A 22122-nucleotide genomic window follows, 5' to 3' on the forward strand; every position below is an offset into this window, starting at 1 on the left:
AGCCCGCGCGCAGACTGCGTAGGTTCAAATCCTGCCCCCGCAACCAACTTTAAAAAAGCTCGCCCTCGTGGCGGGCTTTTTTAATGTTTGTTTGCCGGGGGCTTATGGATTGGAACCCGCAACAGGCCAAGCCTGTTGCCAGGTTCTTTGCGGAGCCCATAAGGCCGGAGCTGAGCGAACAAAGTGAGCGCTAATCCTGCCCACGTAACCACTTCTGCTATAAATGCCGGCGCTGTTTATCTTGATGGCACAATAGATTGGGCCGCTTCAACAACAAGCGGGGCAATTTCCGCTTCTGCGCGTTCGATGGTCCAGCGGATCGATGGCAGGGAACAGTGGATGGCGCCAACCGGTATTCCGTCAATGCTGCAGATCGGGGCGGCAACGTTGACTTCATCGGGTAAAACCTGCCCCTGTGTGGTGCAATATCCCTTTTCGCGTGCCATCAGGATATTGTCGAGTATGGCACCACGATCCATCGTTGTTCGCTGGGTGTATTGCCGGGTTGGCCAATTGCTTACCGCGTCACGGATGGCTTGATCGGACTGGCGGCTCAGGATGACGCGCCCGGAAGATGCGACAAGTGCAGGCACCCGTCTGCCGATCGCCGAAGCCCCGAAATTGGTGCGATGGTTGGGCATGCGCACGACATAAATAATGTCGGTTCCGATTGGCTCGGCCATGTTGATGGTTTGGGATGTCTGGCGGCTCAGGTCGATCAGGCGCGGCATTGCCAACTGTGCCAGATAATCGGCCCACAAATAACTGTATGCCATTTCCAGATATTTGACGGCTGGCCGAAACCGGCGGGTTTCCGGATTTTTTTCCAGATAGCCAAGCTCGTATAGTGTGTTGGCATATCGTTGTGCCGCACTCTTTTCAAGACCGGTAACCTTTACAAGGTCGGCCAGGCCAAGTTCCGTTTTATCTTCGGAAAAAGCTTCAAGTATCCGCATGCCCTTTTCAAGGGATGTGACAAAAAGGGTGTCCTGCTGCCGGGCTTTGGCATCCGTCATGGTCGCATTTCCTCGTTTTTTTTAATGGCAAATGTGCTGGTTGACATGCTGCTTCCAGTTGCCTTATCGTAGTTATATACAGTACGCTGTATTACAATATAATACAAGGTGTTTTAAATACATCTAATGTGTCTTGCCGCAAATATTGCGAAGCAGGGCATTCATATCAGGAGGCTATAATGAAACAGATCCTTAAGGGGGCTGGAATCTTTGCCCTCGCCATGGCCGCTGCTGGAACAGCCGCTGCCAACAAAGCTGACGATACCCTCAATGTCGCGTTCTCCAAAGAACTTGAAAATGTCGACAGTTATTTCAACTCGGCGCGTGAAGGCGTCATCCTGCAACGCTCGATCTGGGACGGGCTGGTTTATCGCGATCCTTATACGGGCGAGTATCAGGGCAATCTGGCGACGGACTGGAAATGGGTTGATGACAAAACCCTTGAATTCAATCTTCGTCAGGGCGTTACCTTCCACAACGGCGAGCCTTTTGATGCTGACGATGTGGTCGCGACCGTGAACTGGGTTGCGGACGAAAAGAACGGGGTTAAAACCCAGCGCAACGTCAACTGGATGGAAAGTGCCGAGAAGATTGACCAGTTCAAGGTCCGCATTCATCTGAAAGCGCCATTCCCGGCGGCGATTGAATATCTTGCCGGACCGGTGTCGATTTACCCCAACGAATATTATGCCGAAGCCGGTCCGACCGGCATGGGGCTTAATCCGGTAGGGACCGGTCCTTACAAGGTTGTTTCGGTTGAGCCGGGCAAGCATTTCGTGCTGGAGAAGTACGAAAATTATCACAAGGACAGCCCGAAGGGGCAGGCCAATATCGGTCGTCTTGATATCCGCACCATTCCCGATTTCAACACCCAGGCGGCCGAACTGTTCAGTGGCGGTCTGGACTGGATCTGGCAGGTGCCGCCAGATCAGGCCGAAAGCCTTGGCGCGATGGGTGAATTTACCGTCGCCAACGAAAGCACCATGCGCATCGGTTATCTGCAATTTGATGCCGCGGGACGCAGTGGTGAAGATAATCCGTTCACCAACAAGCTTATCCGTCAGGCAATTTCGCATGCGATTGACCGCGATGCCATCGTTGCATCAATGCTCAAGGGAAAATCACGCGTCGTCAATTCGGCGTGCTTCCCGTCGCAGTTTGGTTGTGCACAGGATGTCGCTGTTTATGACTATGACCCTGAAAAAGCCAAACAGCTTCTTGCCGAAGCCGGTTATCCGGACGGACTTGAAATTGACTTCTATGCCTATCGTGATCGCGAATATGCCGAAGCCATGCTGGGCTATCTCGAAGCGGTCGGCATCAAAAGCAATTTCAAGCTTCTGCAATACTCCGCCCTGCGTGAACTGAGCATGAAGGGCGAGGTGCCGATGTCGTTCCAGACATGGGGATCCTATTCGATCAATGATGCGTCGGCGATCGTCAGCCAGTATTTCAAGCTTGGCAGTCTTGATAGCGCGCAAGACGAGCAGGTCAAGGAATGGCTGGATGTTGCCGACAGTTCCGTCGATCCCGACGAGCGCAAGGAATACTACGCCAAAGCCCTGAAGCGTATTGCCGAGGAAGCCTATTGGTTGCCGTTGTTCTCCTATAACTCGAACTACGTGTTCACCAAGGATCTGGAATATGCACCGACCACGGATGCTATTCCGCGCTTCTTCCAGATGAGCTGGAAATAATCCTCCGGATCAGGGGTTCAGAACGGTGTTGGTATATACGTTAAAAAGGCTTGGCCTGGCCTTGCTGGTGACGCTTGCCGTCTCCATGCTTAGCTTCGCGCTTCTCTATCTTTCGGGGGATCCCGCGGCGGCTATTGCGGGTGAAACGGCAAATGCCGAGGATATCGAAGCTGTAAGAATATATTACGGCTTTGATCGACCATGGGTCGTTCAGTATGGCGAATGGATGTTCAATGCGATCAGGGGGGATTTCGGCACAAGCTATTACTTCAAGCTGCCGGTATCACAATTGGTTGCCGAACGCCTGTCCGTCACGATGTTGCTTGGCGTCTGCGGAATCTCCTTTGCGCTTCTGACGGCTGTGCCTTTGGGTGTTGCCGCCGCCGTTCGCCCCAACAGCATTATTGACCGGATTGCTCTGTTCCTTTCGGTCATGGGGCAGGCCATGCCCAGTTTCTGGTTTGGCCTGGTCCTGATTGTTCTTTTCAGTATCAAGCTTCGCCTTCTGCCGCCTTCCGGCTCGGATAGCTGGCAGAATTTTGTGATGCCGACCATTGTTCTGGGCTATTACGCGATGCCCGCCATCATGCGCCTGACCCGGGCCGGGATGCTTGACGTGCTGGGGGCGGATTATGTCCGCACCGCACGCGCCAAGGGGGCGGGTGAATTCCGGGTCATGTTCAAGCATGCCCTTCGCAATGCCATCATCCCGGTTGTCAGTCTGGCCGCCGTGCAGATGGGCTTCATGCTGGGCGGATCGATTGTCGTTGAATCGATCTTTGCCCTGCATGGCGCGGGCTATCTGGCATGGGAATCCATTGGTCGTAACGATCTGCCAACCGTGCAGGCCCTGATTCTAGTGTTTTCGATGTTCTATATCGTCTTCACCTTCCTGTCGGATTTGTTGAATGCGTGGCTTGATCCGCGCATGAGGGTGGGCTGACATGACCAACACGACCGAAACCATCAACACAGTGGCGCCAAAGGTTGAAGCTGAAGTCCTGAGCGGGCCGACACCACGCCAGATTTTGCTGACCAAAATCCTTGGTCACAAGGGGCTGATGTTTGGGGCCATCGTGCTTCTGACCATTTTCCTGATGGCGCTTTTTGCACCACTTCTGGCGCCTTATGATCCGTATCAGCAGGATTTGATGCATCGGATGATCCCGCCCGTCTGGGATGCCAAGGGCAGTTGGGAAAACATTCTTGGCACCGATCATCTGGGGCGGGATTATCTTTCACGGTTGCTTTATGGCGCACGCATTTCATTGGCCATCGGGGCGATTGCGGCCCTGATTTCCGGCATCATCGGCACCAGCATGGGGGTTGCAGCCGGTTATTTCGGTGGCCGTGTCGATGCCTGTGTCACCTTTCTGATCAATGTGCGTCTTGCGATGCCCGTGGTTCTGGTGGCGCTGGCGGTGGTGGCGCTGTTTGGCGGATCACTTCAGGTGGTGATCACGGTTCTTGGCCTTTTGCTTTGGGATCGGTTCGCGGTTGTGATGCGATCTGCCACGCTGCAATTGCGATCGATGGAATATGTTACGGCAGCCAAGGCCATCGGCTGTTCGACCAAGCGCATCCTGTTTAGCGAAATCATGCCCAATATCGCCAACAGCCTGATCGTGATTGTGACGCTTGAAATGGCGCATGCCATCCTGCTTGAAGCGGCCCTGTCGTTCCTCGGCCTCGGGGTACAGCCGCCAACACCGTCCTGGGGGTTAATGGTGTCGGAAGGCAAGCAGATGCTTCTGTTCCAGCCATGGATGATTGCCATCCCGGGTGTCGCGCTGTTCATCCTTGTTCTGGCGATCAATTTGCTGGGTGACGGTCTTCGTGACGTTTCCGCACCTGAAAACCGCAACTAGAGGCCATCAGCATGGAAAACATTCTTTCTGTTCGCGGCCTGACGGTCGATATCCCGCTGGCGGCCGGAACGCTGCATGCCGTGCGCGGCATTGATTTCGATGTGAAGCGGGGGGAAACCCTGTGTGTGGTGGGCGAGTCCGGTAGCGGCAAATCCCTGACATCGCTTGCGATCATGGGGCTTCTGCCCAAGCAGGCGCAACGTTCGGCGCGGGTTCTGGATTTTGAAGGTGTCGATCTGCAAACCGCGTCCAATCGGGATATGCGCAAACTGCGCGGCAACCGGATTTCGATGATCTTTCAGGAGCCGATGACTTCGCTTAATCCGGCATACACGATTGGCGATCAACTGACGGAAGCCCTTTTGCTTCATCGCAAGGTCCCCAAGCCGGTCGCACGTGATCGTGCCATCGAACTTCTGGAAAAGGTCGGAATCACGGCGGCGGCAAACCGCATGAAACAATATCCCCATCAGCTTTCCGGTGGTTTGCGCCAACGCGTGATGATTGCCATGGCCCTGATGGGCGAACCTGATCTGATCATTGCGGATGAACCGACAACCGCCCTTGATGTCACCATTCAGGCCCAGATATTGCGCCTGCTGAAGGATCTTCAGCGTGAATTGAACATGGCGATGATCCTGATTACCCACGATCTGGGCGTGGTGGCCCGCGTCGCGGACAAGGTTGCCATCATGTATGCCGGTGAAATGGTCGAAGCCGGGAGTGCCGCCGAAGTCTTTACCGCGCCAAAGCACCCCTATACCCGCGGGTTGCTTAATTGCATTCCGGTGCCGGGCAAAACCGCGGTTGGTGAACATCTGGGCTCGATCCCCGGTATTGTACCGTCTCTTATCGGTGATGTGGCCGGCTGTGCTTTCCGAAGCCGCTGTGACGAGGCAACCGCGCAATGTGCGTCCGATATACCGGCCCGGATTTCACCCGCCGGGCATCTTTATCGCTGTGTTCACGATTATGACGGGCCTTCATCCCTGTCGATGAACCAGCCGAAATCGGGGGAAGCATAATGTCCGTTCCGGTTCTTGAACTTGAAAATGTTTCCAAGATTTTTTCGATCAAGCAGGGCATCTTTGGCAAACGCAAGGATCTTCGTGCGGTTGATGAATTGACGCTGAAACTGCAAAAGGGCGAGGTCCTTGGCCTTGTCGGGGAATCCGGCTGTGGCAAAAGTACCCTTGCGCGTATTTTGCTGGGACTGGAAACGCCAACACAGGGCCGGGTTCTGGTCGATGGCGAAGATATCACCACCCATGACAGATCCTATCTGGCGCGCCGTATCCAGCCGATTTTCCAAGACCCTTATTCATCACTGAACCCGCGCAAGACGATTGGCGATATCATTTCGCTGCCGCTACGGGTGCACAAGGTCGGCGATCCGCGTGACTGGGACAAACAGACCGCCGATATTCTTGATGTAGTCGGTTTGCCCAAACGGGTTTTGCGCAGTTATCCAAGCCAGCTTTCAGGCGGCCAACGTCAACGTGTGGCGATTGCGCGCGCCCTGATCATGCGACCGGAAATCGTGATCTGCGATGAACCGACTTCGGCCCTTGATGTGTCGGTACAGTCGCAAATCCTTAATCTGCTGTCGGATTTGCGCAATGAATTCGGGCTGACCTATCTGTTCATCAGCCATAACCTTGCGGTGGTCGAACATCTTGCAACAAGGGTGGCGGTCATGTATCTAGGGCGCATTGTCGAAGAAGCAGATGCATCTTCGCTGTTTGCCGGTCCGGATCATCCTTATACCAATGCGTTGCTGGAATCCGTTCTGACACCGGACCCGTCCCTTGGGGTTCCCGATACGCAATTGGGGGCTGTATTCCCCAATCCGATCAACCCGCCCAGTGGATGTCATTTCCATCCGCGCTGCCCGCGGGCGATTGATATCTGTTCGACCAAGGCGCCGGTCGCGACCCTGCATCAGGGCAAGCGGGTTGAATGTCATCTGGTCGAAGGGGCGGTTCAATGATCCGCGACAATTTTTCCAACATGCAGTCGGTCCGTAAAAACGTCGTCACTGTCGAAAATGGTGGAGTGGTCGCAGCCCAGCATAAGCTAGGCGCCCAGGTCGGAGCGGACATCCTTGCCGCTGGTGGCGATGCCATTGATGCCGCGATTGCCACATCCTTTGCCATGGGGGTTGTCGAACCCTGGATGAGTGGCCCGGCCGGTGGCGGTGCCATGATGATCTATCGCGCCGATGAAGACCGGACCTATTGCATTACCTTCGGGATGCGTTCACCCGCCGGGCTTGATGTTGCGGATTATCCGTTATCGGGCGAAGGCGTTGCAGGTGACCTGTTCCCGTGGGCACGTGTTGTCGGGGATCGTAACCAGATTGGCGCAACCGCGATTGCGGTACCCGGGACCGTTGCCGGTATGGGGTTTGCCTTTGACCGGTTTGGCACGATGCCGTGGCGTGATATTGTGTCGCCTGCGGCAAAGCTTGCGTCGGATGGGTTATCCGTTGACTGGTATGCTGCCCTTATCATTGCGTCTAGTACCCGCGAACTTGCCAAAAACCCGACCGCGGCGGAGACGTTTCTCGAAGACGGGCAGTGGCCGACTATTGCCGGATGGACGGCACTTTCGGACAAGCGGATCAATCTTGACCGGATGTCGGCCACGCTGCAACGCATCGCCGATAAAGGTGCGCGTGAATTTTACGAAGGTGATCTTGCGGCGGAAATCGTTGCCGATGTCAGGGCTGCCGGGGGATGTTTGGCGCTTGATGACATGAAATCCTATCAGGCTATTTTGTCTGATCCGCTGGCGACATCCTATCGCGGGGGGACGGTCTACACGCCGCCTGCGATGACGGCGGGTGAAAACCTTGCGGAATGTCTGGAAATCCTGTCGCATCAGGATTTTGAGGGGACGTCACCGAGGGCGGATGCCTATGGGGCGTATGTCGATGCGCTTAAGACGACCTATAAACGCCGGTTGCGCGATATGGGGGACGTTGATGACAGTCGCGCCCCCGCCTGCACCACGCATTTCAGTGTGACGGATCGACATGGCAACATGGTGGCTGTGACCCAGACATTGCTGTCCATTTTCGGATCCAAGGTCGTGCTGCCTGGAAGCGGGCTTTTGATGAATAACGGGATCCTGTGGTTCGACCCCGAACCGGGACGGCCAAACTCGTTAGCGCCCGACAAACGATGCCTGATGAATGTCTGCCCGGCAATCGGTCAGCAAAAGGACCGGCGTTTTGCCATCGGAGCATCCGGCGGGCGAAAGATTTTGCCAGCCATCCTGCAACTGACATCCTGCCTGATGGATTTCGATATGACCCTCGAAGACGCCTTTCATCAGGCGCGGGTCGATTTTAGCGGCGGCGATACGGTGATCATCGATCAAAGCCTTTCGCCCGATATCGTTGCGGCCCTTGGGGAACGCCATCGTTGCGTGACCACGCGCCGGACCGCTTTCCCCTATGCCTTTGCCTGCCCGGCGGGGGTTCTTCGTCAGGGGAACATCAATCAGGGTATGACCGAAATCATGTCGCCCTGGGGCGATGCGGTGGCGGAACACCGGGATGGTTCGTGAAACACAAAATGTTCTGTCGTTCCTTTGGGAATTTGATGGCTTATCGGAAAAAACAAGGATCAATCAATGTCAACGCGTGCTGATGCTATCGAAAATGTAACCCGGTATTTTGAAGATGGGCAGTTTATCGAAGAACTGCGTCGAATGGTCGAACAGAAAACCGAAAGCCAGAAGCCCGATAATCTCGAGGCGCTTTATGGCTATCTTACCGATGTGATTGTTCCGATGGTGCGCGATATGGGGTTTGAAACCCGCATCATTGATAATCCCAAACCCGGTTTCGGACCGTTCCTGTTTGCCGAACGCCGCGAAGGCGACGATTTGCCGACCGTCCTGACATACGGGCATGGCGATGTGATCCTCGCACAGGAAGGTGAATGGCGCGAGGGCCTTGAACCTTTCAAGCTGGTGATCGAAGGTGATCGGGTTTACGGGCGCGGTACGGCGGATAACAAAGTGCAGCATTGCATTAATCTGGCGGCCCTGCGGTCGGTCATTCAGACACGTGGCGCCTTGGGTTTTAACTGCAAGGTCATCATTGAGATGGGCGAAGAGGCGGGGTCGCCCGGCCTTGCCGAACTGTTTACCAATTATCGCGATCTTTTTGCCGCCGATGTCCTGATTGCATCGGATGGCCCGCGCCTGAGTGCAGAACGCCCGACCATGTTCATGGGGTCACGCGGGGCGATTAATTTTGCGCTGTCGCTTAAATATCGCGAAGGCGGGCATCATTCCGGGAACTGGGGCGGTTTGCTGAAAGACCCGATGATTGTTCTTTCGCATGCGATTGCATCCATCGTTGATCGTCGCGGGCAAATACAGGTGCCGGAATGGCGGCCCGATAGCCTGAATGAAGAAGTCCGTGAGGCCCTCAAGGATTGTGCAATCACCCAACCTGAAACCGGGCCTGCGATCAACCCTGACTGGGGCGAGGAAAGCCTGTCACTGGCGGAAAAGGTTTATGGCTGGAACAGCTTTGCTGTACTTGCGGCAAAGGCCGGTAACCCGGAAAAACCGGTCAATGCGATCGCGCCTGAAGCCATTGCGCATTGCCAGTTGCGTTATGTGGTCGGAACGGATGCGGATGGCATTCTGCCGGCTTTGCGCCGACACCTTGATAAACATGGCTTTACGGATGTTGAAATCATTCCCTCGGCAAAGGGGTTCTTCCGGGCAACCCGGCTTGACCCATCCCATCCGTGGGTCACGCGTGTACGCGATTCAATCATCAAGACCACCGGAACCAAACCGGCAATCCTGCCCAATCTTGGCGGGTCGCTGCCTAATGATACATTTGCCTATATCCTTGATTTACCGACCGTCTGGGTGCCGCACTCCTATGCGTCATGCTCTCAGCATGCGCCCAACGAACACATCCTGCAAAGCCTCAGCCGACAGGCCCTGCAAATGATGGCCGGTGTGTTCTGGGATATCGGCGATACGGCTTGAACCCGATCATGACGGGTGTAAAAGAAACATCCAGCGCAAGCCGTGAGCTTGATCCGCTGGAATGGACGCTTAAGGGCGACCGGGCGGAATTGCAGATTAGTCAGTGAGAGAGCCGAGACCTCCCGTCGGCTCCTGAATGATGAAAGCCGGAATAGCAGAAATGCTGTTCCGGCTTTCTTATGCCGGTGTGATTTTGGTATGTTTTTTGAACTAACGGAAAGAGTGAAATGGTTATCAACCCAATGGTTGGGGGTGGCTATCTTCCCGGATATATCAAAGCTGTGCACGATATATTTATTGTGATGAAGGGAATGAGGTTTTGCGTGAAATGGATAATTTGATCGCAGATTAAAATACTCCCATGGTCCTTGGGGGAGGGGGAGTTAACTGCATGCCCCGCAGAGGGCTTTTTAATGTTTGCTTGTTGGGACTGGTGTTAAGCCTGTGCCCATGAAAGGGATGGCTGCGACCATCGTGAGCCGCTCATGCCCCAAGGCTGAGGCTGTAAATAAATCGCTCCAGTGGAACTATTTTAGGCTGAAGGTCTAGCACTGGGGATAGCCCCGTTGGCGCGGTTTACCCATTCCTCTCAGCAGCCCGCCCGCCACCAAAAGATAGTTTTACTTATTAGGAGCATCAGGCTGAAAATGACAAGCAGATAAAGTATCCTAAAACCATTTTATCTTTATTATGTTATGAATAAAATTTAAGTTATGCTGCTTCTGAATAGGTTTTTCTCCTTTTTCTGGTGCCCTGTCGCCAGTTCCTTATTCGTACATAAATATATCATTTTAGAATCTTTAGCTGTTAGATTCGAGCTAATCAATTGGCGGGTGACATGCTAATCGTTTAATTTATGATGAGAGTATATGAAGGTGAGAAAAGTTGATTTTCATTTTTCTTAGGTTTTCCAGTAAATATTTTCGTTATGTAAAGGTCGAGTGTGGGAATGCGGAGTGGGGATAAATATTATGGCCATATATATGGGCGAAAAAGACTTATTGTAAGGGATTTAATATTTGTAAGCGATGCAATAGTTCTTCTAGTTTCTCCTTTTTTTGCTTCTTTGTTTAGATTTGATGCATTTTACGTTCCTGAAAGTCTTTATCTTCCTTCTGTTATCGTTTCTGCTGTATATTTCGCGTTTATGATTTTGATGCGATCTTATACGAGGATAGATTTAAGTTTTCTTCGGGTTGGTGTTGTTCGGTTAACAATGTCTCTTGTATCTGCGTACGCATTGTTTTTTTCTTTGTCTTATTTTATGAAGTCGTCAGGTGATATTTCTCGATTATGGATGGGTTATAACTTTATTACTTCTATTTTATTACTTGCGTCTTGCAGGTTGGTGTTCGGGTATGTCCTGCATAAGACGGGGGTTGCAATGAGGCTTCGCCCGGCATTTTCTATTATTTATAGCGGCTCTCATCGAAACGTGATGAATGCGATCGTTACTGCGAAAGATACCTATCGCATCAATGTTGATAAATGCATTGAGTTGCCCAGTTTGGATGACTTCAAGGATAATGGAAAAAAAGTCGAAGCAGAGCTGGCTTTACTTAGAAGGTCTGTGCCGGATGTGTTGATTCTCGCACTTTCTGATGATGATCGTCGAAGATTTTCGACGTTTTTGCCAGCGATTTCTGCAATACCTTCGGAAATTCTCGAATTTTCGTTTTTGACGGCAGATGTCTTGCTGCCTGAACGTGAAAAAATAAACATGAATTCAGGTCAGCCTAGGGAGTGGGTCGTCGTTGCGGGGCTGCCGTTTATTCGAAGTGCGGAGCAGCCTCTTTCGGGGAGAGGATGGTGGATTAAACGTCTTGAAGATATAATTCTGGGGATCTTTTTGATGATTCTGTTTTCACCTGTGATGATCTTTGCCGCAATAGGAGTCAAGCTAACAACCCCGGGGCCTGTCCTTTATCGTCAATTGCGCCATGGATTTAACGGTCAAGAGATCAAAATTTTCAAGTTTCGTTCGATGTACGCTGAGTGCTGTGATCCGGAGGCTGTGGGTGAGTTATCCCAGGTAAGGAAGGGGGACCCCCGAGTAACGCGATTTGGATTGTTCCTTCGGCGTACAAGTCTGGATGAGTTGCCGCAACTGTTTAATGTCTTGAGAGGCGAGATGTCTCTTGTTGGCCCGCGTCCCCATGCAACAAATCAGTATGCGCATTACCAGGGAAAGGTTAACACTTATTTTTCTCGGCACCGTGTGCGTCCGGGGATTACAGGTTGGGCGCAAATCAACGGTTGGCGTGGCGAGACTGACACCGACGAAAAAATTCAGCAACGTATCGCCTGTGATCTGTACTATATCAGCCATTGGTCGATCTGGTTTGATATTCGCATCCTGTTTTTGACGCTTTTCTTAGGATTTGCGAACAAAAATGCTTTTTAAAGCGTGTCCAGTCTATAAACCATTATTCTTAAAAGTGCGGTTCTCTGTGCAAGAACGGATTGAGATGCAATATTGTTTGAAAAGTTCAATGCAGCGTGGCGAAGGATTTTTCTCAAACCGATCGCTGAACGCTGCAAGGCTTTTCTAATCAACGCAAATTACGAGAATTGCGTGATGGTCTTGTGCAATATCTCAGCTTGTTGCTCGGCTTCATCCCAATTCCAGTAATTCGTTTTAAACTGGAATATTTTCGGTTGCACCAATTCCGCGTTCGGACACAAGCCGCGGGCAAAGTTCTGATAGATTCCGGTGTAGGCTGGATGTGTAATCGGACATCCGTTGGCAAACATTGGTTCGAGATAGCTGAGTTTCCATGCTGCGTACACGCCATCGCCGCCATTGGCCAAAAACGCATCGCGAAACTGGTGCCAAGTTAAATCAGAATTTTCCAATTTAGCGACAAAAGTCCAATAACTGTTTGTGCAGTTCGAAGGCGTTTTTTGTGGCACAAACCATTCGCATCCTGCTACTGCTTCGTTAAATAGGTGTCCGACATCAATGCGGCGCTGGACCAGCTCATCCACCCGTTCTAATTGCGCCAATGCCACTGCTGCGCACAATTCTGGCATCCTGTAATTGAAGCCGGTAGACACGTGACGGGAATAATTGGGGTCTTGAATATCGTTCTTGGTAATCTTTCCTTTGCGTGACCCTACGCCAGCGTAACCCAAGCTGTTAAAGCGTCTGATATTGTTGGCGAGCGTTTCATCGTTCGTGACGATCATCCCGCCTTCTCCGGATGTCAGGTGTTTGGAGCTTTGGAAGCTGAAGCTCGATATGTGACCAATAGTGCCTATTTTTTTTCCTTTGTAAGTGTTGGTAATGGCTTCGGCATCGTCTTCTATCACCACCAGATTGTGTTCTTTGGCTATCTGCATGATGGCGTCCATATCCGGCGACAACCCATAAAGTGCGACGGGGATAATTGCTTTGGTTCGGGAGGTGACACGTTCACGTATACTGGCAGGGTCGATTTGGAAGGTGTCTGGATCGACGTCAGCAAAGACCGGCACTGCATGAGCCTGCAAAACCACAAAGGTGGTAGACGACATCGTAAGGGGAGGTACGATTACTTCGTCACCAGGCCCAACACCCGCTGCTTCCAATGCTGCATGCATCGTGCAGGTGCCGTTCATAAACGAAATGGCAAATTCCATTCCCATATACTCGGCAAAGGCTTTTTCCAGGCGGGTACAGAACTCCGACCCCTTCGATGTTTCAAATCCAAAGTCTAGGCATTGCTGCAAGTAGCGACGCTCTAAGTCAGAGACGCGCTCAATGATACGCTTTTCAGGCGCGGGATAAGAAAACATCAGTTATTACCTATTTCTGTTCGATAAAGTGCGGAACGGCCAACCTGCGAGTTCAAAGCAGAGATCTCAGGCTTGCGCTTTAGCAGGTCCAGAACTTGTTCCATGCTGGGCATCGGCTCATTGGGAAAATGAGCAAAGACCGCTTTAAAGAATGCCATATCCATGTTTGTATCCAGCGTCCAGCGATATGCAGAAAGATTCAAGGTTCCCTGCAGGCTGTGGCATCTAAATTGCTCTGGGTTGTTGTATATGTAGGGCGTTACATGTTCGCGCTCATAGCTGCTGGCGGAGACTTCATTTGCGGCAAGTAGCGCCTTGATAGCCACAACTTCGGTGTCTTGACCTTCTGGCAGCCAGGGTGGTTGATTATTGCATACGTAATCCCATTGACCACTGTCAGCCAAGAAAGTGTCAATCGCAGCATCCATTATCGCCGGATCTTTGAGTGGGTCATCCGCAGTCAGGCGGACGACTGCGCCAGCCTCTCTCTCCTCCTCTGGAATTAAGGTGAGGATCGTCTCTGCGTAGCGGCTCAATACATCTTCCTCTGAGCCTCGAAAGACTGCGACATCCCTTTCCTTTAATATACCTTCCAAAATATCATCTTCAATTGATGTCGATGTGGCAACAATGACTTTGTCAATCAATCGCGCAGCTTTTGCGCGGTCCACCAAGTGCATTACAACAGGTTTGCCAGCAAGATCCATCAAGCTTTTACCGGGCAGACGCGTTGAATTCATGCGTGCCTGAATAATTGCGGTAACTGTCACAGTAAATTTTGCCTTTCTCAAGCACGTTTAACCTAGATTCCGCTAGTTATCCCCCCGCACACGCCATTTTGGTTTCAATTAGAACTGATATGCGGGATGGGAGACGGTGAAGATACGAGATAGAATTTACTTATTCGCTTTGCCGCCGGAAAAGGCCTGCAAGTATGGTTCTGTCAGACGCCTGCAGGCCTCCGACAAGCAGGAACACGGCAAAATAGCCAACAATAGCTCCTGCAATCGTCGCCGTCAGGGGAATGATGTTGGTCGTTTCCACGCTACCTGGAAGATAGTTACACCAGACCAAGCCAACGGTCATCATCAGCGTTGCAAACAGAGAGCGAAGCAAGCTGGGCCAATGAAAGGAAACCTTAAAGCTTGGACTTACTTTAAGCAGGGCATAAACAGCAGCACTGGCATAGGCTGCAATCGAAACCGCTGCTGGTATGGTAACTGTGGGGAAAGAGGAAAGCAGTGCCAAGTTGAGACCAACGTTCAAGATGATCGCAATGAGGTTTGCTGCAAATATTACTGATGTTTGACGCGTTACGAAGGTTACGCTCGAAAGTATAATAACAATTCCATAGAACAACATTGCTAGCGCAATTAATGCCAAAGCCCACCTTCCGGAATACGCAATTTCCGGTGTCGTCAGTGTCGCAAGTAGAGTAGGGCCAACAATCAGGGCGCCGACGCAGAACGGAATAGCAAGAATTAGAAACAGACGCAGGGCGTGTGAGACGAGCAGCTCGGCTTGTTGGATTTTATTTTCGTCCCACAGGCGACATAACGTAGGGGGAAGTATTGTTCCAAGAAGTTTTGGGAAAAAAATGAGTAGTCCTGCGAGAGCATATGAAGCTTGGTACTGTCCAACGGCCGCCGCAGAGAGAAGCAAGCCAATCAGATATCGGTCTCCAAAGGCAACCAGAAAATCAATAATGAATTCGCCTGTTAGGGGAAGGCCAAGAGATGTATCTCTCCAAAACTTGGGCCAATGATACAATGGCCTGCTTAAGCCAGTCTCTCTGAGTATTCCCAATATAAGTGTTGGGAAGGCCAAGACTAACAATGAGCTGCCGTGAAGAAGCAGAAGCATATTAAGGCTAAGTTCATGCCCCCACAGCACAACACCAATAGTTGCACCAATATGGATATAAATTTGCCCAATTGTGAGGAGGTTGAACGTGCCAAATCGCGACGTGTAACGGTAGTAGTCTGTGGCCGTTTCCTGCACAGTTAATCCCAGAAGCCACAAAACCAAATATCCTGGAGAGAAAGGCATTTTCTCTCCTGTCATAGCAAGCAGGGATTGGCTGCCAAAATATAGTAGAGCCGCAAATATCGCGGTAGAAGCAATCCGAAAGGTGAGAGAAGGCATTAGTAATGCACGACGTTGATCGCTGGTATCCGCTGCTGGCAGTTCGCGACGAAATGTATAGTTGGTACCAAAAGATGAGATTCCGGCAAGAAACACAACGATCGATGACAGAAGGACATAAGTGCCAAAAATAGAATCCCCTGCCGTTTTAATAATAATGGGCATGATGATCAGCCCCCGGAAGCTGACAAGGAACTGTGTAAGGCCTCCCAGCAAAATTTGCTTTGCTATGGATTGACCGATCGACATCTCACCTCCTGATATATGCGGTTTGACACGAATGCTTTAAGGAAACCGAGAATGAAAGCACCCCATATCATGATAGGTGTTTGTTGGGAAATAGAGCTTCTACCGATTATGACGCGTAATAACCTAAATTATCCGCAGAAGAGATGCAGAAAGGGCGTACCGGATTTTGTTTATGGTAATAGCTTAACGGCTGTGGAAAATTTTTTAGCATTTCCTGTGGCCGAATCAGGAAAACGGGCATAAGTTCACGAGATTCTGATGTTCTAGTTCCCTTTATTATTCAAATCGAGATTAAGAAGAATAATTATTGGTATTTGGGGCGAGAAAAATGAAGTGTGGAAAGATGTCTCGTCAATATGGAGTATCTGTCAATTTAATAATGGCGAGCGTAACCGAGGATTCTTGCAGTAGAAGCTTCCAGAAGGATATATTACGTTTATTGAATTTATACGGTTAATTGATGTGATTATTTGGTGAGGCTGAGTTGCATATTAATCAATTGAGGATTTTAAAGTGATATAATGATTTTTTACTATTTTCTCCTGCGTTCACAGAGATTTTTTTTATTTCGCAAGCAATAAAAATCGAGTCTGCCTCGATGCAGAGGGTTTGATGGTTCTGTTACCTTCTGCTGCTTTTATTCTATGAAGACGGTTAAAATGGTAAAATCAAATAGCGTTGAAACAGCCGGCCCAATTCTTGTTACAGGGGCTGGAGGTACTCTAGGCTATTATTTTTGTTCTGCGTGGGGAAATGGTAGAGCCACCGGTAGGAGAGTTGTTCCTGTTATTCGAGACAGGACAGCGTGGGTGAATCCGCTTGGGCAAGGAAGTAACCTCGCGCCAGTAGAAGTGCTTGATCTTTCTGACGGAGCGCTAACAAATCGCATGATTGCTCGTTTGAAGCCAAGTGTCGTTATACATTGTGCGGCCTTGGCTGATGTCGATCAATGCGAGGAAGACCGTGATATTGCTTTTCGCGACAATGTTGAAGCTACCCGATCAATTGTTTCTGCTTTGCGGCGTCACGTTCCTGACTGCCATTTGGTTCATATTTCTACCGATCAAGTCTATTGTGATGGCGGAGGATATCGTGGCGATCTTGGTCCGGTTAATATTTACGGTTGGACCAAGCTATGGAGTGAAGACATAGCTCGTCAACATAAGGTTACGACAGTTTTTCGGTTAAATTATGTTGGTCGTGGCGTTCGGGGCCGTTCGGGACTGATCAATTGGCTTGTTGAAAGTCTTAGTGCCGAGAAGCCGGTTACATTATTTCAGGATGTGCTTTTTAATCCTTGTCATGGTGCGCTTGTACCGCAAGTTGCTGGGCAAATGATCTCAACGCGAACTTTGGGAACCTTTAATCTCGGTGCGCACGGTGGTGGACTGTCTAAGGCCGATTTTTTGTTGGCGGTAGCGAGGGAGTTCTGTTTGCCGATTCAAACTGTTCAATTTGGCCGTTTGAGTGATTTATCTCTTAAAGCTCCACGAGCGCTAGATATACGGATGGATGTTTCCGCAACGGAAACGGCATTGGGGGAGAAGCTGCCATGTCTTTCAAAAACCCTTGAGGCCTTGGTCGATGAATGGCAACAAAAGGGAAAGCATGATGCTTGGTGAAGAGCGGGTTTTGGTAATTGCCGCCCACCCAGACGATGAAGTGCTTGGCTGTGGAGGAACGATGGCACGATACCGTGCCTTGGGATGTTCGGTCCGAGTGGTTTTTTTGGCCGAAGGAGTGACTGCCCGCTTCTCTCCCGAACAGTTTAGCAGCCCAGAAGTGAGAGAACAGTCTGCGAGGCGGAATGCAAATGCTCTGAGCGCGATGGCGGCTTTGGGGATTGATGCAGATCATGTGTTTTTGTCAGAGCGTCCTTGCTGTCGTTTGGATCAGGTTCCTCTGATTGATTTGACCAAAGAAATAGAATCACACATTCGGGATTTCCTGCCAACCCGCTTATTTACCCATAGTGCCGATGATCCCAACGTTGATCATGGGGTTGCGCATCGTGCCGTTTTACCCGCTGTTCGCCCGCTTGCCGGGCAAAGTTTGCGAGCCGTGTTTGCCTTTGAGGTTTTATCAAGCACCGAGTGGAACCCTTTAAAGCCGTTCGCTCCCACTGTTTTCCATGATATTAGCCTCAACATGGAACAAAAAATTGCTGCAATGGCCGCTTATGAGAGTGAGATGCTTCCGGCGCCACATCCTCGTTCGCCGGAGGTTTTGCGTGCTTTGGCGTGCTACCGGGGAGCGCAGGCTGGGGTATCCTACGCGGAGGGGTTTGCGCTGATCCGTGGTTTGAACTTGTGATGGCTTCGCCACCACTCTTGATCAGGTGTGATGCCGGACAAGACCACGGTCTGGGGCATTTGATGCGCTGCTTGTCTTTGGCGGAATCGTTGCGTTCCATTCAAGGGCCGATCGCTCAGTTTTTGATGCAAGCTCCTGAAGACATTCGGCAAAGGGTTCGTGATGCAGGTTTTTTTGTATCCGAAGCGTCTACATCTGCTGGGGCTGATGATCAAGATTGTTCAGAAATTATTGAATGGTGCCATCAGAACAGTGGATCGAAAGGTCAAAAGCCTTGGGTTGTTATAGATGGAAAATATGCTGACCCCGTTGCTTTAACGCCTTTGGCCGAAACATCCCGGTTGATTTGTTATGATGATTACCCATATCGCGATTTTCCTGCGGCGGTGATTATCAATTCTCAGCCATGGACATCAGAACAGGATTACCCTCGTCGCGCGGAGCGGCGAATACTCGCAGGGGCACGTTACAATGCGCTTGATCCGGGTTATTTTGCTGCTGCGGAAAAAGTAAACCGTCAGGCTGTGCTGATCACTATGGGGGGAGAAGATCCTGCAAATGATACGGCGTGGATTGCTCGCACGCTTCGCGATCAGCTTGCGGCTTATCAAGTCCTAGTGGTGATAGGACCTGCTCATCCTGACCGAGAAGGGGCCTGTGCTGCTATAGCAGAGCATCTTCCTCAGGCTGAAATTATCTATGCTCCTTCATCCTTGGTAGAAATGGCAGAGCGCTCATTTTTGGCTCTTTCTGCTGGAGGGACAAGTTGTTATGAGCTCCAGGCTGCGGGGGTCGCAGTCGCCGCGTTGGCAGTTGAAGAGCACCAGATCCCCTTTATTGAAGCGTTAGAGCAGTGTGGAGGAGTTGTGCCTTTGGCGGGACCTTCACCCATTTCACATTCGCGACCGGCAGAGCCTGCCAGAAGCATACTGAGACGCCTATTATCAGATAGCACATGGCGAAATGAGCGTGTTGCGAAAGGGAAGGAATTATTTCCTGTTCCAGGAGGGCGCTATCTGGCTCAGTCTCTAATGGAAATTCTGCAATAATTTCCTCTGGTTCCGAGTGCTTGGTTTGGGGGCAAAAAGTCGCAAGCCGCTGGTGATGGTGGTTGTTTAATCGTCCGTAAGTTTCGGGAAATATTACTTCGGTTGCGAGTGCCCCATTAAGGCTTTGAAAGCCACGCATCTAACGACGCTCAATTGCCCGAAAATCCTAATACCCTTTTAAATTCGTTTGTATGTTAAATGGCGTAGGAAGTTTCCACACAGAGGTCGTCAGCCATTTGGCTAGGTGATATGTTCCGCCCCTGATTTAACAAACTGTTGGGGTAGGAACTCAATTCCTCTGGTTAAGACACACTAATACGATGGAAAGTTACGGGGGAGTTTGCAATGGCGCAGATGAAAATTGGCACACGTCAGATCGGGGATGAGTATCCCGTTTTTGTAATTGCGGAAGCTGGGGCGAATCATAATGGCGAATTGTCCTTGGCTAAGGAATTGGTCGATGTTGCCAAGGCTTCGGGTGCAGATTGTGTCAAGTTTCAAACTTTCACAGCGGCGGAATTTTGTGCGGATCGGACCAAAACCTTTACCTATTTCAGCCAAGGTAAAGAGGTTGCCGAAAGCGAATATGAAATGTTTCGTCGCTTGGAGTTCAGCCGTGAGGAGTGGGTTGAACTGATGGACTATTGCGACAACCAGGGCATCATGTTTCTTACCACGGTACAAGATCCGGTTAATCTGGAAATGATGCAGGAGTTGGGGCTGTTGGGCATTAAGGTCGGATCGGATGATTTTGACCATTTGCCGAATCTTCGCATCTTTGCTGCGACCGGGTTACCGTTGATTCTCTCCAAAGGCATGGCCGATGCTGATGAGGTCGATAAGGTATTGGGCGAGTTGAAAGAGCGCAGTGAGAATCTTGGTGTTTTACATTGCGTGTCGCTCTATCCGTCTAATCCGGAGCATTTGAACCTAGCACAGATTCCTGTATTGAGGGCACGGCATCCCGATGTGGTTTGGGGGTTTTCTGATCACAGTCGCTCGACTGTGGCTCCTGCTCTTGCTGTCGCGTTAGGTGCCCGGATTATTGAGAAGCACTTCACACTTAGCCATGATTTGGCGGGGCCGGATCATTGGTTTTCGATGGATCCAAAAGAATTGGCTGAAATGGTGGCTCATATCCGCTTTGCTGAAGCTGCTCGGGGTAGTGGTATGATTGTTCCGGATGCGGAAGAAGAAAAAAGCAGGTTGATTATGCGTCGGAGGATTATCGCGCGCCATGATCTTTCGGCTGGCACGATCTTGGACGATAACAGTGTAACATTTAAGCGTGCTGAGGAAGGGGTATATGTTGGTAGCTGGGATGACGTCCGCGGGCGTAGGTTGCGTAAGGCCAAATTAGCGACAGAGGGAATTAGAGACGAAGATTTGGAACCGGAGGATGGTAAATGATTGTTTCTATCCATCAACCCGCATACCTACCTTGGCTAGGATATTTCGAAAAGATCAAGCAATCTGATCTTTTCCTTTACCTTGATACGGTGCAATTCCAAAAAGGCAGCTTTCAGAACCGTAACAAGATTCGTACAAAGGAGGGATGGATTTGGCAAACCGTCCCGGTACAAACAAAAGGTAAACATTTCGAACAGGTTATTGCCGATGTTGCTATTAACAATAAGCTGTCTTGGCAGTCTAAACACTGGTCGGCAATTTCTCAGAATTACAGTAAAGCTCCCTTCTCTGCCGACTGTTTAGCCAAGATTGAGCCATTTTATCACGTGCGCTATGAGCTACTGAGTGACTTGTGTTGGGATATGATGATGATGTTCAATAAGGTTATGAACATCACGATACCCATTCAAAAAACATCAGAGATGTTGCCGGTAGGGGGGAGCAAAAGTGATCTCATTCTGAACCTTTGCCGTTCCGTAAAGGCCGATACGTATCTTTCCGGCTCGCAAGGTCGAGGATATCTTGATGAGGGTTCATTTGCCGAGTCAGGCATATCAATAGTCTACCAGGATTATCAACACCCGACCTACTCGCAGGCTTACCCCGGGTTTGTGCCCAATATGGGGATTATCGATCTCTTGATGAATGAGCCGCAACCAGACGCATTTTTGTGAGGATAGCAAAATGTCTTTTTCTCCTGAGTGGGAGCATCTTTATGCATCAGGGGCCCATCATAGTGTTTGGCCATGGAGCGAACTGATATCGCTGATAATGCGCCATGCTCGCCCCCACCAGAGCGAAGCCCCAGTTCAGGTTTTGGAAATTGGCTGCGGTGTTGGTGCAAACATTCCGTTGGTTCAGTGGTTTGGTGGTGTGTTTCATGGTGTGGATAACAGTGCCTCTGCACTTGCCAGCATTCGCCAGCGTTATGGGGATAAGATAGAGTTAGCCCAAGCTGATTTTTGTGAGGACATTCCCTTTATAGGCCCCTTCGATATTGTCATTGATCGGGGGTCGCTTACTCACAATTTTACTTCCGGTATAGAGCTCAGTTTGGACATGGTCGAAAAACGCTTGGCTCCAGGTGGTGTTTATGTTGGGGTTCACTGGTTTTCGACCGATTGCGATGATTTCAAGCTTGGAGAACCAACAGAAGACCCTCATGTACGAAAAGGTTATAGTCGCGGGGATTTTGCAGGTGTTGGGCAAGTCCATTTTGCGGATCAAGCATGTATGGAGCACCTTTTCTCGAACTTCTCGATCGAGGTTTTGGATCATGTTATCAGTGAAGCCGTTAAACCGGAGCGGCAACGGTTAGGATGGTGGAATATCGTTGCCAAAAAGAAAAACACTTAAAATTTTGATATGAATAGAGTTTTTTAAATCTGAAATAATGTCCATGGGATTGGAAACTGCCTTTATATGGCCATCTGAAACGGTTGCCTCGTGCTTTTTTTTGAGGGCGGGATCTTTCGGGGGGCTCGCTCAGAGTTTCTTTGCTTACTTGGAAAGTTATTGGGGGCAGACTATAAAGAGGTTATAAATATTCTAGTAAAATAATGCCGGGAGCGTTGGG

General features: G+C 50.5%; 19 protein-coding genes. 15 read left to right on the forward strand and 4 right to left on the reverse strand.

Features of this window, described 5'->3' with window-relative positions; all coding sequences use genetic code 11:
• Positions 1 to 236 precede the first annotated feature (236 nt).
• A complete protein-coding gene (locus AUP42_RS20475) occupies positions 237 to 1016 on the reverse strand; it encodes an IclR family transcriptional regulator (protein WP_062953457.1) in 780 nt (259 codons plus the stop codon).
• A gap of 179 nt (positions 1017 to 1195) precedes the next feature.
• Between AUP42_RS20475 and AUP42_RS20480 the strand changes: the two genes are divergently transcribed.
• The 8 genes from AUP42_RS20480 (at position 1196) to AUP42_RS20515 (ending at position 12007) form a co-directional block, all read left to right on the forward strand.
• Entirely contained in the window at positions 1196 to 2713 is a 1518-nt protein-coding gene (locus AUP42_RS20480; RefSeq protein ID WP_062953458.1) for an ABC transporter substrate-binding protein, read from the forward strand.
• A gap of 25 nt (positions 2714 to 2738) precedes the next feature.
• Positions 2739 to 3656: an ABC transporter permease gene (locus AUP42_RS20485; RefSeq protein ID WP_062953459.1), complete on the forward strand. Its 918-nt coding sequence runs from the start codon at positions 2739 to 2741 to the stop codon at positions 3654 to 3656.
• A 1-nt stretch (position 3657) separates the two neighbouring features.
• Positions 3658 to 4581 carry an ABC transporter permease gene (locus tag AUP42_RS20490; RefSeq protein WP_062953460.1) on the forward strand — a complete coding sequence of 308 codons (924 nt, stop codon included), beginning with the start codon at positions 3658 to 3660 and terminating at the stop codon, positions 4579 to 4581.
• A gap of 11 nt (positions 4582 to 4592) precedes the next feature.
• Entirely contained in the window at positions 4593 to 5606 is a 1014-nt protein-coding gene (locus AUP42_RS20495) for an ABC transporter ATP-binding protein (protein ID WP_062953461.1), read from the forward strand.
• Positions 5606 to 6571, forward strand: a complete 966-nt coding sequence (locus AUP42_RS20500; protein ID WP_062953462.1) for an ABC transporter ATP-binding protein — start codon at positions 5606 to 5608, stop codon at positions 6569 to 6571. The genes AUP42_RS20495 and AUP42_RS20500 overlap by 1 nt, the downstream gene beginning before the upstream one ends.
• Positions 6568 to 8154: a gamma-glutamyltransferase gene (locus tag AUP42_RS20505; RefSeq protein ID WP_082824875.1), complete on the forward strand. Its 1587-nt coding sequence runs from the start codon at positions 6568 to 6570 to the stop codon at positions 8152 to 8154. The genes AUP42_RS20500 and AUP42_RS20505 overlap by 4 nt, the downstream gene beginning before the upstream one ends.
• A gap of 66 nt (positions 8155 to 8220) precedes the next feature.
• Positions 8221 to 9603, forward strand: coding sequence for a M20 family metallopeptidase (locus AUP42_RS20510; protein WP_062953463.1), 1383 nt, complete (start codon positions 8221 to 8223; stop codon positions 9601 to 9603).
• 949 nt (positions 9604 to 10552) lie between these two features.
• On the forward strand, positions 10553 to 12007 hold the full coding sequence (locus AUP42_RS20515) for an exopolysaccharide biosynthesis polyprenyl glycosylphosphotransferase (protein ID WP_082824876.1): 1455 nt from the start codon (positions 10553 to 10555) through the stop codon (positions 12005 to 12007).
• 158 nt (positions 12008 to 12165) lie between these two features.
• On the opposite strand, the gene AUP42_RS20520 is transcribed toward AUP42_RS20515, so the two are convergent.
• From AUP42_RS20520 to AUP42_RS20530, 3 genes are all read right to left on the reverse strand, one after another.
• Positions 12166 to 13380: a DegT/DnrJ/EryC1/StrS family aminotransferase gene (locus AUP42_RS20520; RefSeq protein ID WP_197468324.1), complete on the reverse strand. Its 1215-nt coding sequence runs from the start codon at positions 13378 to 13380 to the stop codon at positions 12166 to 12168.
• Positions 13380 to 14171 (reverse strand): cytidylyltransferase domain-containing protein, encoded by a 792-nt coding sequence (locus tag AUP42_RS20525; protein WP_156484670.1) that lies wholly within the window; start codon positions 14169 to 14171, stop codon positions 13380 to 13382. Before AUP42_RS20525 ends, AUP42_RS20520 begins: the two co-directional genes overlap by 1 nt.
• Before the next feature lie 109 nt (positions 14172 to 14280).
• Positions 14281 to 15774: a lipopolysaccharide biosynthesis protein gene (locus AUP42_RS20530; protein WP_062953466.1), complete on the reverse strand. Its 1494-nt coding sequence runs from the start codon at positions 15772 to 15774 to the stop codon at positions 14281 to 14283.
• A gap of 51 nt (positions 15775 to 15825) precedes the next feature.
• On the opposite strand from AUP42_RS20530, the gene AUP42_RS21470 reads away from it, so the two are divergent.
• The 7 genes from AUP42_RS21470 (at position 15826) to AUP42_RS20565 (ending at position 21902) form a co-directional block, all read left to right on the forward strand.
• Complete coding sequence (locus tag AUP42_RS21470) at positions 15826 to 16017, forward strand: hypothetical protein (RefSeq protein WP_156484671.1); 192 nt, start codon at positions 15826 to 15828, stop codon at positions 16015 to 16017.
• Positions 16018 to 16433: 416 nt separating this feature from the next.
• On the forward strand, positions 16434 to 17396 hold the full coding sequence (locus AUP42_RS21300) for an SDR family oxidoreductase (RefSeq protein WP_197468325.1): 963 nt from the start codon (positions 16434 to 16436) through the stop codon (positions 17394 to 17396).
• Positions 17383 to 18087 carry a PIG-L deacetylase family protein gene (locus AUP42_RS20545; protein ID WP_197468326.1) on the forward strand — a complete coding sequence of 235 codons (705 nt, stop codon included), beginning with the start codon at positions 17383 to 17385 and terminating at the stop codon, positions 18085 to 18087. The genes AUP42_RS21300 and AUP42_RS20545 overlap by 14 nt, the downstream gene beginning before the upstream one ends.
• Before the next feature lie 62 nt (positions 18088 to 18149).
• Complete coding sequence (locus AUP42_RS20550) at positions 18150 to 19136, forward strand: hypothetical protein (protein WP_156484672.1); 987 nt, start codon at positions 18150 to 18152, stop codon at positions 19134 to 19136.
• A 345-nt stretch (positions 19137 to 19481) separates the two neighbouring features.
• Positions 19482 to 20546: an N-acetylneuraminate synthase family protein gene (locus AUP42_RS20555; protein ID WP_062953471.1), complete on the forward strand. Its 1065-nt coding sequence runs from the start codon at positions 19482 to 19484 to the stop codon at positions 20544 to 20546.
• Entirely contained in the window at positions 20543 to 21220 is a 678-nt protein-coding gene (locus AUP42_RS20560) for a WbqC family protein (RefSeq protein ID WP_062953472.1), read from the forward strand. Before AUP42_RS20555 ends, AUP42_RS20560 begins: the two co-directional genes overlap by 4 nt.
• Complete coding sequence (locus AUP42_RS20565; protein ID WP_082824880.1) at positions 21192 to 21902, forward strand: class I SAM-dependent methyltransferase; 711 nt, start codon at positions 21192 to 21194, stop codon at positions 21900 to 21902. Before AUP42_RS20560 ends, AUP42_RS20565 begins: the two co-directional genes overlap by 29 nt.
• The last annotated feature ends 220 nt before the right edge of the window (positions 21903 to 22122 follow it).

It is taken from the genome of Thalassospira lucentensis (genome assembly GCF_001613805.1).
In the GTDB taxonomy this organism is placed as follows: Bacteria; Pseudomonadota; Alphaproteobacteria; order Rhodospirillales; family Thalassospiraceae; genus Thalassospira; species Thalassospira lucentensis_A.

Coding starts and splice junctions, on each gene's coding strand:
- AUP42_RS20475 (WP_062953457.1), bottom strand. CDS start 1,016: ATGACGGATGCCAAAGCCCGGCAGCAGGACACCCTTTTTGTCACATCC.
- AUP42_RS20480 (WP_062953458.1), top strand. CDS start 1,196: ATGAAACAGATCCTTAAGGGGGCTGGAATCTTTGCCCTCGCCATGGCC.
- AUP42_RS20490 (WP_062953460.1), top strand. CDS start 3,658: ATGACCAACACGACCGAAACCATCAACACAGTGGCGCCAAAGGTTGAA.
- AUP42_RS20495 (WP_062953461.1), top strand. CDS start 4,593: ATGGAAAACATTCTTTCTGTTCGCGGCCTGACGGTCGATATCCCGCTG.
- AUP42_RS20500 (WP_062953462.1), top strand. CDS start 5,606: ATGTCCGTTCCGGTTCTTGAACTTGAAAATGTTTCCAAGATTTTTTCG.
- AUP42_RS20505 (WP_082824875.1), top strand. CDS start 6,568: ATGATCCGCGACAATTTTTCCAACATGCAGTCGGTCCGTAAAAACGTC.
- AUP42_RS20510 (WP_062953463.1), top strand. CDS start 8,221: ATGTCAACGCGTGCTGATGCTATCGAAAATGTAACCCGGTATTTTGAA.
- AUP42_RS20515 (WP_082824876.1), top strand. CDS start 10,553: ATGCGGAGTGGGGATAAATATTATGGCCATATATATGGGCGAAAAAGA.
- AUP42_RS20520 (WP_197468324.1), bottom strand. CDS start 13,380: ATGTTTTCTTATCCCGCGCCTGAAAAGCGTATCATTGAGCGCGTCTCT.
- AUP42_RS20530 (WP_062953466.1), bottom strand. CDS start 15,774: ATGTCGATCGGTCAATCCATAGCAAAGCAAATTTTGCTGGGAGGCCTT.
- AUP42_RS21470 (WP_156484671.1), top strand. CDS start 15,826: ATGAAAGCACCCCATATCATGATAGGTGTTTGTTGGGAAATAGAGCTT.
- AUP42_RS21300 (WP_197468325.1), top strand. CDS start 16,434: ATGGTAAAATCAAATAGCGTTGAAACAGCCGGCCCAATTCTTGTTACA.
- AUP42_RS20545 (WP_197468326.1), top strand. CDS start 17,383: ATGATGCTTGGTGAAGAGCGGGTTTTGGTAATTGCCGCCCACCCAGAC.
- AUP42_RS20550 (WP_156484672.1), top strand. CDS start 18,150: ATGCGCTGCTTGTCTTTGGCGGAATCGTTGCGTTCCATTCAAGGGCCG.
- AUP42_RS20555 (WP_062953471.1), top strand. CDS start 19,482: ATGGCGCAGATGAAAATTGGCACACGTCAGATCGGGGATGAGTATCCC.
- AUP42_RS20560 (WP_062953472.1), top strand. CDS start 20,543: ATGATTGTTTCTATCCATCAACCCGCATACCTACCTTGGCTAGGATAT.
- AUP42_RS20565 (WP_082824880.1), top strand. CDS start 21,192: ATGAGCCGCAACCAGACGCATTTTTGTGAGGATAGCAAAATGTCTTTT.